Origin of the sequence: Pseudomonas sp. DC3200b2, assembly GCF_049895785.1 — a bacterium.
Lineage (GTDB): Bacteria > Pseudomonadota > Gammaproteobacteria > Pseudomonadales > Pseudomonadaceae > Aquipseudomonas > Aquipseudomonas massiliensis.
Genome location: NZ_JAFCTA010000011.1, coordinates 40,399 through 52,421 on the forward strand (window position 1 = coordinate 40,399; position 12,023 = coordinate 52,421).

The 12,023-nt window shown below is 55.2% G+C and carries 13 protein-coding genes and 1 pseudogene; 8 read left to right on the top strand and 6 right to left on the bottom strand.

The features are described from left to right. Positions 1-57: 57 nt before the first annotated feature. Genes ACP691_RS21100 through ACP691_RS21115 form a run of 4 tightly spaced genes read right to left on the bottom strand, consistent with a single transcriptional unit; the run spans position 58 to position 3,778 of the window. A complete protein-coding gene (locus ACP691_RS21100; RefSeq protein ID WP_021264366.1) occupies positions 58-1,020 on the bottom strand; it encodes an SdiA-regulated domain-containing protein in 963 nt (320 codons plus the stop codon). 45 nt (positions 1,021-1,065) lie between these two features. Continuing rightward, complete coding sequence (locus ACP691_RS21105; RefSeq protein ID WP_021264365.1) at positions 1,066-1,425, bottom strand: TraR/DksA family transcriptional regulator; 360 nt, start codon at positions 1,423-1,425, stop codon at positions 1,066-1,068. Beyond that, positions 1,425-2,276, bottom strand: coding sequence for a universal stress protein (locus ACP691_RS21110; protein ID WP_042909925.1), 852 nt, complete (start codon positions 2,274-2,276; stop codon positions 1,425-1,427). The genes ACP691_RS21105 and ACP691_RS21110 overlap by 1 nt, the downstream gene beginning before the upstream one ends. A 14-nt stretch (positions 2,277-2,290) precedes the next feature. Then, complete coding sequence (locus ACP691_RS21115; protein WP_021264363.1) at positions 2,291-3,778, bottom strand: SulP family inorganic anion transporter; 1,488 nt, start codon at positions 3,776-3,778, stop codon at positions 2,291-2,293. Positions 3,779-4,286: 508 nt separating this feature from the next. On the opposite strand from ACP691_RS21115, the gene ACP691_RS21120 reads away from it, so the two are divergent. The 4 genes and pseudogenes from ACP691_RS21120 (at position 4,287) to ACP691_RS21135 (ending at position 9,545) form a co-directional block, all read left to right on the top strand. Next, positions 4,287-4,847, top strand: coding sequence for a recombinase family protein (locus ACP691_RS21120; protein ID WP_034115140.1), 561 nt, complete (start codon positions 4,287-4,289; stop codon positions 4,845-4,847). Between the two features lie 3 nt (positions 4,848-4,850). After that, positions 4,851-7,817: a Tn3 family transposase gene (locus tag ACP691_RS21125; RefSeq protein WP_426199771.1), complete on the top strand. Its 2,967-nt coding sequence runs from the start codon at positions 4,851-4,853 to the stop codon at positions 7,815-7,817. 33 nt (positions 7,818-7,850) lie between these two features. Further along, positions 7,851-8,237, top strand: a pseudogene (locus ACP691_RS21130) (DUF4113 domain-containing protein); the annotation flags it as partial. A 180-nt stretch (positions 8,238-8,417) separates the two neighbouring features. Further along, positions 8,418-9,545 (top strand): HNH endonuclease signature motif containing protein, encoded by a 1,128-nt coding sequence (locus tag ACP691_RS21135; protein WP_426154182.1) that lies wholly within the window; start codon positions 8,418-8,420, stop codon positions 9,543-9,545. A 76-nt stretch (positions 9,546-9,621) separates the two neighbouring features. On the opposite strand, the gene ACP691_RS21140 is transcribed toward ACP691_RS21135, so the two are convergent. Further along, positions 9,622-9,924, bottom strand: coding sequence for an addiction module antidote protein (locus ACP691_RS21140; RefSeq protein WP_426154180.1), 303 nt, complete (start codon positions 9,922-9,924; stop codon positions 9,622-9,624). Positions 9,925-9,926: 2 nt separating this feature from the next. After that, on the bottom strand, positions 9,927-10,220 hold the full coding sequence (locus ACP691_RS21145) for a type II toxin-antitoxin system RelE/ParE family toxin (RefSeq protein WP_426154178.1): 294 nt from the start codon (positions 10,218-10,220) through the stop codon (positions 9,927-9,929). Between the two features lie 134 nt (positions 10,221-10,354). Between ACP691_RS21145 and ACP691_RS21150 the strand changes: the two genes are divergently transcribed. The 4 genes from ACP691_RS21150 to ACP691_RS21165 are packed head-to-tail and all read left to right on the top strand — an operon-like array spanning position 10,355 to position 11,930. Next, on the top strand, positions 10,355-10,726 hold the full coding sequence (locus ACP691_RS21150) for a hypothetical protein (RefSeq protein ID WP_426154176.1): 372 nt from the start codon (positions 10,355-10,357) through the stop codon (positions 10,724-10,726). A gap of 24 nt (positions 10,727-10,750) precedes the next feature. Then, the gene (locus ACP691_RS21155) at positions 10,751-11,086 is read left to right on the top strand and encodes a hypothetical protein (RefSeq protein WP_426154174.1); all 336 of its coding nucleotides are present in this window, start codon (positions 10,751-10,753) and stop codon (positions 11,084-11,086) included. Between the two features lie 32 nt (positions 11,087-11,118). Beyond that, positions 11,119-11,547 (top strand): hypothetical protein, encoded by a 429-nt coding sequence (locus tag ACP691_RS21160; protein WP_426154172.1) that lies wholly within the window; start codon positions 11,119-11,121, stop codon positions 11,545-11,547. A gap of 26 nt (positions 11,548-11,573) precedes the next feature. Next, positions 11,574-11,930 (top strand): hypothetical protein, encoded by a 357-nt coding sequence (locus ACP691_RS21165; protein ID WP_426154170.1) that lies wholly within the window; start codon positions 11,574-11,576, stop codon positions 11,928-11,930. Positions 11,931-12,023: the final 93 nt, after the last annotated feature.

Genomic DNA, 12,023 nt, shown 5'->3' on the forward strand with positions numbered 1-12,023 from the left:
ATCGTACGCTAACAGTTCAAGCGTCCCGGCCACGCCTGACTGTAGCTTGTTGACTGGTCAATCTGTCTCGCGGGTAAAGCGATAGAACAAGTTCGGCTCGCTGACCACGTACAAATACCCTTCATCGTCGATGGTTACGCCTTCGGCTTGGGGTATGCCTTTCAGCAAACCAGCAAACCCCCTCGCCAAGGAGCGGAAACTCACCACCGTGCCCTCATCGGTCATTTCAATCAGCAGTTTCGACTCGTCGCTCAGCAATATCAGATGACCGCTCTGTTGATCGAAGACGACCGAAGACAAGTCAGTGGCAAATACCTTGTCTTTTACTAAGCTGGACAGGTCGCGGACGTGCAGGGAAAAACCTCCTGTCAGACTGGCACGAAGGCCGCTCACCTCAAGCAATTGGCGAGGGTCACGCTCCTTGGTCACAAACAGGCGGTCACCTTCCAGGTCGTAGGCGAGCCCTTCAAGGCCTTTGTTGCCCTCTTTGCCAAGTGCCAAGGTCAGAGCTGGATACTGGTTTCGGCTCAATGAGCGGTCAGAAGAAAGCTTGCCGTTTTCGTCGATGGGGACATCCACGATAACCAGGCTCTGCCGACGCTCCTCGGCAATTACCAATTGACCGTTGCCGGCATAAGACACCGCTTCCACATCGTGGAAGCCATCCAGGCTGTAACGTCGCTCCACGTCACCGTCACGGCTTAGGGCCAGCAGTTCGTTCGGGCCATTGGTAACCGCCCACAGCAGTTTTAGATCAGGGTCGAAGGTCAGGCCCGAAAGGTTATTGTCCACACCGGGAACCGGTCTAGCATCCAGTTCAACCCGATAGCCAGGCAGCCAAACAGAACGTTCCTGCCAATCGTCTGTGTGCCAGTGGGTCTTGATCCAGAAGTACAGACGATCATCAAGGTGATGAGTACGTACTTGGAATACGGTGAGCAACACAAGGCACAGAAGCGCCCACATCCAAACACTTACTTTCCGTGTTCTGCCCAGCCAGTTTTTAGCCATCAAATACATTAGAAGTCTCGTTAAATGGGACTGACGCCACCAGCCGTGATGGTTTCAACCCGACTCGGTGCGGCTGGCACAGGTGACGCAAAACGGCGTGGCCGGATCGAATTCCAAGCGGCCCGAGGCGATCAACTCGCCGCATTGGTTACACCAGCCATACTCACCCTCGTGCCAACGCTTGAGGGCCAGTTGGAGGCGGACGCGTTCATGCTGCGCCCGACTGCGGATGGCATCGTTCATTGCTTGCTGCTGGAGTGCATCCATCCTCGACAAACGCCCTACCTTGCTTTGATCCAGCTCTACCGATTGCGAGCGAGACTCAGCGTCTTCCAGCAATCGATCCAGCTCGGCAGCCCGCTGTTCCAGCAGGGTCTTGAAATGGGCAAGATCGAGGGCGTCCTCCAAGGCCATTAGCGCAGCAGTAACAGCGGACTGGTTGTGGTGCGGAGCATGCTGGTCGTGGTGCTACCGACCAGGAATTGCCGGATACGGGAATGGCCATAGGCCCCCATCACCAGCAGATCGATGCCATGCTCTTTCTGATAGGCGTGCAAGGCAGGTTCTATCTCGCCGCTCCGAGTCTCCGCACGAACAGTGAACCCGGCGTTGATCAGCACTTTCTGCGCCCAGTCCAGCTGCGCGGACGCTTCATCGCTCACGGGCCCAACCATGACCAGGTGGATCGGCAGTCCCTTCAGCAGCGGGCTGGCTGCCAGCATCTCCACACCCTTGCGGGTAGTAGCGCCGCCATCGAATGCCAGCATCGCGCGCTCGGGCTTTTGGAAGTTGGCCGGGGTGACCAGGATTGGTCGGTGCATGATACGAATCACGCTCTCCAGCTGGCTTCCGACATGCTGACTCAGACCGCCGCTAGACTCGCCCTGGCGACCGATGACCAGCAGGCGCGTTTCGCTTTGTAGCTCTTGCAGGCTTTCCAGCAGATCGCCTTGGCGTTGCTTGGACTCCGGTGCGGCCACACCATCCTTCATGGCACGCTCTTTCGCGGCCGCAAGCATGATCCGCCCTTGTTCAAGGGCCAACTTGCCGCGCTGTTCATCCAGGGAAGCAAGCTCATCGAGTAGGTGCTCGCGGCTGCCAAGCCCGATATTGCCACTCAGATTCGCTGCAACCGGGTACTGGCGCTGATCCAGCACATGCAGAAAGGTCAGTGGTGCTTCCAGGCTCAGACTGGCCCAGGCTGCGTAGTCGCAAACGGCTGGGGACGAGGCGGAACCGTCGATACAGGCAATTACGTGGGTCATTGTTGTTCTCCTTCTCAGTGGCCCATGAGTTGATCAATGGCGTCGGGTTTATCGTGAACGCCGAAGCGATCCACGATAGTGGCGCTCGCTTCGTTGAGGCCCAGCACTTCGACTTCGGTGCCTTCGCGGCGGAACTTGATGACCACCTTGTCCAGGGCGGCAACGGCGGTTATATCCCAGAAGTGGGCACGGTTCAGGTCGATGGTTACCTTGTCCAAGGCTTCCTTGAAGTCGAAGGCTGCGACGAACTTGTCGGCCGAGCTGAAGAACACCTGGCCGGTGACCGCGTAGAGGCGGTGTTCGCTGGTTTCGTCCAGCGAAGAGCTGATCGCCATGTAATGGCCAACCTTGTTGGCGAAGAACATCGCGGCCAGCAGCACGCCGGCCAAGACGCCGAAGGCCAGGTTGTGGGTGGCCACCACGACCACCACGGTGACGACCATGACAATGTTGGTCGACAGTGGGTGCTTCTTCAGGTTGCGCAGCGAATCCCAACTGAAGGTGCCGATGGACACCATGATCATCACTGCCACCAGCGCAGCCATCGGGATCTGCTTCAGCCAGTCGCCGAGGAATACCACCATCAGTAGCAGGAATACGCCTGCGGCCAGGGAGGACAGACGAGAACGACCGCCGGATTTAACGTTGATGATCGACTGACCAATCATCGCGCAACCTGCCATACCGCCGATTAGGCCCGAAGCAATGTTGGCCACGCCTTGACCCTTGCACTCGCGGTTCTTGTCACTGGAGGTGTCGGTCAGGTCGTCGACAATGGTCGCGGTCATCATCGATTCCAACAGACCGACCACGGCCAGCGCTGCCGAGTAAGGGAAGATGATGGCCAACGTCTCGAACGTCAGCGGCACGTCAGGCCAGAGGAAGATTGGCAACGTATCTGGCAGTTGACCCATATCACCGACCGTGCGGATATCCAGCCCAACCGACATGGCGACGGCGGTCAGCACGATGATGCACACCAGCGGCGATGGGATGAGCTTGCCGATCTTGGGGACATAGGGGAACAGATAGATGATGCCGAGGCCCGCGGCTGTCATGGCGTAGACGTGCCAGGTGACATTGGTCAGCTCGGGCAGCTGAGCCATGAAGATCAGGATTGCCAGCGCATTGACGAAGCCGGTCACCACCGAGCGCGAGACAAAGCGCATCAGCGAGCCGAGCTTCAGGTAACCGGCGGCGATCTGCAACACACCACACAGCAGCGTGGCAGCCAGCAGGTATTCGAGACCATGATTCTTGACCAGGGTCACCATCAGCAGTGCCATGGCCCCAGTTGCGGCCGAGATCATGCCGGGTCGGCCACCGACAAAGGCGATCACCACGGCGATACAGAAAGAGGCGTACAGGCCGACCTTGGGGTCAACCCCGGCAATGATCGAGAAGGCGATGGCTTCAGGGATGAGGGCCAGGGCGACCACAAGACCGGCGAGGATGTCGCCACGGATGTTGGAAAACCAGGTTTGTTTTAACGAGTGGAGCATCAGAATTCCCAAGGCAATGGATCGCGCAGCACAGCACGGCGCAAGCCATGTGCAGCTGGTCGATACGAGGTCAAATTGTCGGATGTAGGGGGGCTGTGGAGGGTGTTAAAACCGAAGGCACAGCAGAGCGTGACTGCTGGCGGAGCAAGCAGTCACAGATGATGCGGGGGGCGAAGCGCTATGGCGGCGTAGGCAGCCAGATCATGTTTTGCAGGGTAAGCATGAGGTCTTATCGAATGTCTTTGGTAACTCAATGGCCGCGACAGTCTACAGGAAGAGGGCAATTTCTGCGAGTCAACCCCGACTAGGGCGTCCAGCTTGGATGTCAGCCTGAGCTATACCCTAACTGGATGTCAGGCAAGGCCGCACCGCGCCGTCAGAATAGAGTCCGCTTTCACATTCTTTGACACATGCTTGCCAAGGTCATAGATTTCAGCCTGACAAATTCAAGGCTTCGGGCGCAATGGAACCAAAAACCAACGTAAGCCCTACAGCCCATGGAGGCATCTTGCAGGGACAACGCATCGGTTATGTCCGGGTCAGCAGTTACGATCAGAATCCGGAGCGGCAACTTGAGCAAGTCGAGGTCGGCAAGCTGTTCACCGACAAAGCCTCGGGCAAGGACACCCAGCGTCCCCAGCTGGAGGCCATGCTCGGCTTCGTCCGCGAGGGCGACACCGTTGTGGTGCACAGCATGGATCGCCTGGCCCGTAACCTCGATGACTTGCGACGCCTGGTGCAGAAGCTGACCCAGCGCGGCGTGCGTATCGAGTTCCTGAAAGAGGGCCTGGTGTTCACCGGCGATGACTCGCCGATGGCCAACCTGATGCTGTCGGTGATGGGGGCCTTCGCCGAGTTCGAGCGCGCCCTGATCCGTGAGCGGCAACGGGAGGGCATCGCCCTGGCCAAGCAGCGCGGCGCGTACCGGGGCCGCAAGAAGGCCCTGTCCGACGAGCAGGCTGCTACCCTGCGTCAGCGGGCGTCAGTCGGAGAGCCCAAAGCGCAGCTTGCCCGCGAGTTCAACATCAGCCGGGAAACTCTCTACCAGTACCTACGCACGGACGATTGATACATGCCGCGTCGCTTGATCCTCTCGGCTACGGAGCGGGATACCCTGCTCGCGTTGCCGGAAAGCCAGGATGACCTGATCCGCTACTACACCTTCAACGACTCCGACCTGTCGCTGATCCGCCAGCGGCGCGGCGACGCCAACCGCCTGGGCTTCGCGGTGCAGCTCAGCCTGCTGCGATATCCAGGCTATGCGCTGGGCAGCGACAGCGAGTTGCCCGAGCCGGTCATCCAGTGGGTGGCCAAGCAAGTTCAGGTCGACCCAACGAGTTGGGCGAAATACGGCGAACGCGACGTGACTCGCCGCGAGCACGCCCAGGAACTGCGCACCTACCTACAACTGGCCCCGTTCGGCCTGTCCGACTTCCGCGCCCTGGTGCGCGAGCTGACCGAGTTGGCCCAGCAGACCGACAAGGGGTTGCTGCTGGCCGGCCAGGCGCTGGAGAGTCTGTGGCAGAAGCGGCGCATCCTGCCGGCGCTGAGCGTGATTGACCGGGCCTGCTCGGAAGCCATTGCGCGGGCCAATCGCCGGGTCTACCGCGCCCTGGTCGAACCACTCACGGACTCGCATCGGGCCAAGCTGGACGAGCTGTTGAAGCTCAAGGCCGGCAGCAGCATCACCTGGTTGACCTGGTTGCGGCAGGCCCCACTAAAACCGAACTCCCGGCACATGCTCGAACACATCGAGCGGCTGAAGACATTTCAGCTGGTGGATTTGCCCGAAGCTCTGGGCCGGCACATCCACCAGAACCGCCTGCTCAAGCTGGCCCGCGAGGGTGGGCAGATGACGCCCAAAGACCTCGGTAAGTTCGAGCCGCAGCGGCGCTACGCGACCCTGGCCGCCGTGGTGCTGGAGAGTACGGCGACCGTGATTGATGAGCTGGTCGATCTGCACGACCGCATCCTGGTCAAGCTGTTCAGCGGCGCGAAGCACAAGCATCAGCAGCAGTTCCAGAAGCAAGGCAAGGCGATCAACGACAAGGTGCGCCTGTACTCCAAGATCGGCCAGGCCCTGCTGGAGGCCAAGGAAAGCGGCAGCGATCCCTACGCCGCCATCGAGGCGGTGATTCCCTTGGACGAGTTCACCGAGAGCGTCAGCGAGGCCGAGCTGCTGGCCCGGCCGGAGGGCTTCGACCATCTGCACCTGGTTGGCGAGAACTTCGCCACCCTGCGCCGCTATACGCCGGCCTTGTTGGAGGTGCTGGAACTGCGCGCCGCCCCGGCTGCGCAAGGCGTGCTGGCGGCCGTGCAGACCCTGCGCGAGATGAACGCCGACAACCTGCGCAAGGTGCCGGCCGATGCGCCCACCGCCTTCATCAAGCCGCGCTGGAGGCCGCTAGTGATAACCCCGGAAGGCCTCGACCGGCGCTTCTACGAAATCTGCGCCCTGTCAGAGCTGAAGAACGCGCTGCGCTCCGGCGACATCTGGGTCAAGGGCTCGCGGCAGTTCCGCGACTTCGACGACTACCTGCTGCCGGCAGAGAGGTTCGCCGCGCTCAAGCATGCGCAGGCTCTGCCCCTGGCGATCAACCCGAACAGCAACCAGTACCTGGAAGAACGCTTGCAGCTGCTGGACGAGCAGCTGGCCACCGTCACCCGCCTGGCCAAGGACAACGAGCTGCCCGATGCCATCCTCACCGAGTCAGGGCTGAAGATCACCCCACTGGATTCCGCGGTGCCCAATACCGCGCAGGCGCTGATCGACCAGACCAGCCAGTTGCTGCCGCGCATCAAGATCACCGAACTGCTGATGGACGTGGACGACTGGACGGGCTTCAGTCGCCACTTCACCCACCTGAAGGACGGTGCCGAGGCCAAAGACCGGACATTGCTGCTGTCAGCGATCCTGGGCGATGCGATCAACCTCGGGCTGACCAAGATGGCCGAGTCGAGCCCCGGCCTGACCTACGCCAAGCTGTCCTGGCTGCAAGCCTGGCACATCCGAGACGAAACCTACTCGGCGGCCCTAGCCGAGCTGGTCAACCACCAGTACCGTCATACCTTCGCCGCTCACTGGGGCGACGGCACGACCTCTTCTTCCGATGGCCAGCGCTTCCGGGCGGGCGGTCGGGGCGAAAGCACCGGGCACGTCAACCCGAAGTACGGCAGCGAGCCGGGGCGGCTGTTCTACACCCATATCTCCGACCAGTACGCACCGTTCAGCACCCGCGTGGTGAATGTCGGCGTGCGCGATTCCACCTATGTGCTCGACGGCTTGCTGTACCACGAGTCCGACCTACGGATTGAGGAGCACTACACCGACACGGCTGGCTTCACCGATCACGTCTTCGCCTTGATGCACCTGCTGGGCTTCCGCTTCGCACCGCGCATCCGCGACCTCGGCGAAACCAAGCTGTATGTTCCGAATAGCGTCCAGGACTACCCGACATTGCGCCCAATGGTTGGCGGTACCCTGAACATCAAGCATGTCCGCGCCCACTGGGACGACATCCTGCGCCTGGCCAGCTCGATCAAGCAGGGCACCGTCACTGCCTCGCTGATGCTGCGCAAGCTCGGCAGCTACCCGCGCCAGAACGGTCTGGCCGTGGCCTTGCGCGAACTGGGCCGGATTGAGCGCACACTGTTCATCCTCGACTGGCTGCAAAGCGTAGAGCTACGTCGCCGCGTGCATGCCGGACTGAACAAGGGCGAGGCGCGCAACTCCCTGGCCAGGGCGGTGTTCTTCAACCGCCTCGGCGAAATCAGGGATCGGAGCTTCGAGCAGCAGCGCTACCGGGCCAGCGGTCTCAACCTGGTGACGGCCGCCATCGTGCTGTGGAACACGGTGTACTTGGAACGCGCCACCCAGGCGATGGGCGAAGCGGGGAAGTCGGTGGATGGCGAGCTGCTGCAGTACCTGTCGCCGCTGGGGTGGGAGCACATCAACCTGACCGGCGATTATGTCTGGCGGCAGAGCCGCAGGCTGGAGGACGGGAAGTTTCGGCCGCTAAGGCTGCCCGGAAAACCTTAGCGTACGATTTTTTCCGTTTTCTCTATTCGCCCCATGTTCAACCCAGACGAGGCCAAATACGCAAACGGCGTCCTGGTCGAGTTGCCCTACCCTACCCATGACACCTTGCTGATGACCAATGCGGCCACACAGGCCGTAGAGCGCATTTTCAGGGAAGGGTATCGCTACAGTAAGGCCGAGGTGTTGTTGCTAGACCTGCGGCAACCTGGGGAGTACACGGGGGATTTATTTGCACTCACCCAGCCGAAGAAGTGTGAGCAGCTGATGAAAACCTTGGACAGTATTAACGCCCGGTGGGGCCGGGGCACGCTGCGCGCCGCTACGGTGCCGATAGAGCCAGACTGGGGCATGCGCCGTGAGCTAATGAGCCAGAGCTATACAACACGCATAGATGAGCTATGGACGGTCCATGCACGTTAGGCAGTGTTCCATTTTTCGTGAACAGCGTGCGACTATAAGCCTGCGGACATGTTGTGATTCGCTACAAAGCTGAATCATAATATTTATTAAATAAGGCCTGCGTCTTTTAATGCCTGAAATAATACAGTAAATAAAAAATATGTGTTAAACCAGATAAAAATATTCTAAAAGGATAACATAATGTCAAAAGATAAGTCAGACCCCTCAAGAAGACCACCGTCGGCAATAAGACAGGAGGTGCGTCAAAGGTGTGGGTTTGGTTGTGTAATTTGCGGCATGCCTCTATATGAGTACGAACATATGGAGGAATGGGCAAAGGTCAGAAGGCACGTGGCTTCAGAAATTACTCTACTCTGTGATAGTCATCATCGAGAAAAAACAAATAAACTATTGCCGATAGAGAAAGTGCGAGAAGCAGATAAAAATCCTTATAATCTGCAAATTGGGAGATCCAACCCTTTCAAACTCTGGTATTCGGGGACCGTGGCAGAAATAGTGATTGGAGGTAATTCATTTGAAAATGATTTCACCATGTATCCAACATTTTCGGCAATCGTGATAGACGGAATTTCTCTTCTAGATTTTTCCATACAAGATGGGCAGCTTTTGTTGAGTGCGGTCGTTTTTGATGAGTCAGGAAAGTGTGTGCTTGAAATTCACGAAAATAGCCTGGAGTATTCGGTAGCGGCGTGGGATGTTGAATTTACTGGCACAACACTTACCATACGGCAAGGCTTTAGAAAAATACTATTTGAGATAGAACTGTCTCCGCCGAATAAGATACAGGTTACAAGAGGAGTAATTTGCTTAGGGCAAGTTACGGTAGAAGTTAGAAAGGATGCGGTAGTCAATCTATACAATGGCTCTACCATAAGTGGGATGCGTGGAGGTAACAATGGAGTTGGAATAAACTATAATGGGCCAATTGATAGAGCTGTTATCTATGGATTGATTGAAAATGCCGATAAAGATTATTTTAAGGACTTGCTTTTACGTCACCTTTACGAAAGGGATAAGTTAGAAGCAGACCCGCAGACTGAGTTTGCTAAAGATTTTGAAGATGAAGTGGTTGACCTGGATGACAAACAATTCGTAGCTTGTAGATTTAAAAATACAAAGCTAGTTTTTTCAGGAGGTCTTCCTAGAGGGATGTATTACTGTCATTTTGAAGAAGGGGTTTCTATAGATTTCAACGAGGCAGCCGAGAATACAGTAAGTTTTTTAAGAATGCTCTATAATAGTTTTGGAGTTGGCGGCCGAAACGCAGCTACTAATATATTGAATATGATTACAGAAGAAAATAAATAAACTTGGTATGTGAGCATCTGCGCTCAGTCGTTAGGAAACCGATGAGCGCTAGACTCTTCTTAGAGGGAAAAATCAATCAGCATTGCTGTGTCGGAGAGTGTAGGCGAGCAGTCATATCCACACCAAGGGCCTTGGTTACTGCTAGCAGAGTTTTCAACGTAGGATTACCTTGAGGGCTGAATGAACGATAAAGTTGCTCTCGGGACAGGCCAGTTTCACGGGAAAGCTCAGTCATGCCCTTGGCGCGCGCAACGACTCCAAGTGCCTTGGCAATGTATTCAGCATCCCCAGTTTCAAAGGCGTCAGAAAGAAATATTGCAATCGCTTCAGGGCCGTCTAACGCTTCGGCCGGATCATAATCGTAGAGTACTTCGCTCATTTTCAGCTCCAAGTAGCCGCTAATTTTTTTGCCATTTCAATGTCACGGGATTGACTGCTCTTGTCTCCCCCGCATAGCAATATTACTAATTCATCGCCGCGCTGCTGAAAGTAAACCCGATAACCAGGACCATAGTGAATCCTTAATTCGCTTATACCTTGACCTACTGGTGAAACATCACCCATAAGCCCGTGCGCTGCCCTGTAAACTCTAGCAGCGATTGCCGCTTTGGCGCGTTTGTCCTTGAGCTTACGCTCCCATGCCATATACGTTGAAGTTTGTTTAATCGTTTTCATGCATACCATTGTAGTCTATAAACTACAGTTGATCAAGTGCCGTTTAAACAATTTATATTGCTAAGTTTGCCATATAGTTCTATAGTCTGTTAGTGCGCACTTTGTATAGTCAGCTATAAGGTTGGAGTCAAAATATGGTACTTGAAGATTCTCGGCGTGCTCTAAGCTATAAAGCTGCTGTTGAAGCTGGTTTAGAGCTTCAATCTTATGCTTGGGCAGACGTTCCAGAAGGCAAGTGGGATGCGCGCTTAGATTTTAAGGTCTGGTCTAATAACACAGCTGCTGGTCATTTGGTCTGCTACTTTACATCGTTAAATGATGGAAACCGTTATCGCCTCTCAGCGTTCCGCGCTAGTAAACCAGTAGATAGATGTTATACACCAAAAGACGGTATTATTGACTTTTCTTCACAGGGCTTGAATGGACAAAAATTCTCATTAACTGTTGGAAGGACGGCCAAGTCACAAGTTTCTTGGCTTGCCGCTGAGCTAGCTGAAAAAAACTAATAGATCAACAGCAGGAATAACACAATGCGTTTTAAAATTAGGTTTACCGTAGCAGCTTTGCTTTTGGCCCTTAGCTGCTCAGCACAAGCTAATTCATTTACCGGGACGTGGATACACAAAGACGGTAAGACTACTGAGTCTGTGGTAATCCAGCCTGATAAAGACGGATACTCTGCTACAAGCACCACTGAGCCCAAGGCTTTAGACGTGTGGGGTCCATTTTCTATGGATTTAATTCGAGTTTCTGATCAGCTACTCATTGATCGTGAAACCCGCGAAAATCGTTGGGAGCTATTGCCTGACGGTAGCGCAAAAAGCTACATGCGTAACAAGCCAGAGATATTCCAGCGATTGAAATAAGCTGGTGAGAAAATCGTCTTAAGGAGGAACTAATGCTAAAGTCTTTTTTATTTCATACTACACCACTGCTCAAGAAACTGCGCACGATAACCTTCTTTCTCGCTTTTGTTCTGATTGTCTTATACGTAATAAGCATTGAAATAGCGTCCGCATCTGATCCGCAATTCGACTCTCAAAAGTATCTTGATATATATGGTCCTTTTATCATTGGAACAATTGTATTCTCAGTTATATGCGAACTACTTATCATGATGATTAAAAGCGGTCCTGTAAAGATAGAGGCTGCAATTATTGTTGAAGGCATAAAATTAAGCGAAAAGCAGTCGATGGCCGTTCGGATGGCTTTGAAAAATTATTGTGAAGATTTTCAGCTAAAAGGAGACAATCAAGAATATCGGACTTCAGGCGGCTATGATGTAAAGCAGGCTATAGATGTTTTAAAAATGATAAACCACGGCTAACGCCAAATTTGATAAGGGAGATTAAAATGGCTGTCCTGTCCGTCGAGCAACTCAATAGCCTGGATCAGTACATGAATGATCCTACTATCCAGTACCCACAACGAATTCGATATTTCTTCTACACCTGCAAAGAACAGGTATCAGGACAGTACAGGGTAGGAGTCGTAAAACGTCTTGACCAAGTTCTGGCAGCGGCCTTGCTTGTAAAGCAGGAATGGCACGACAGCCTTAAACTGGTGCTTTCACAGGCCGTTGAGCTTAATGCGCTTCACAGCAGTGACTGTGAGACGTTTTTGTCTCACCTGGTGCGTTGCACTCCCACCAAGCATGACAGGCCTCCTGCCCGTCAGTATCGCCGCGTAGGCCAGCCTCGCGCTTATTGATTCAGTGCGTGGTCAGTCCTCGGCACCGAGGACTGACCACGCCCGTGTCATCGCTACCTCCCTCCCCCGCTCCCCCGAAAAACTCAGGAATCT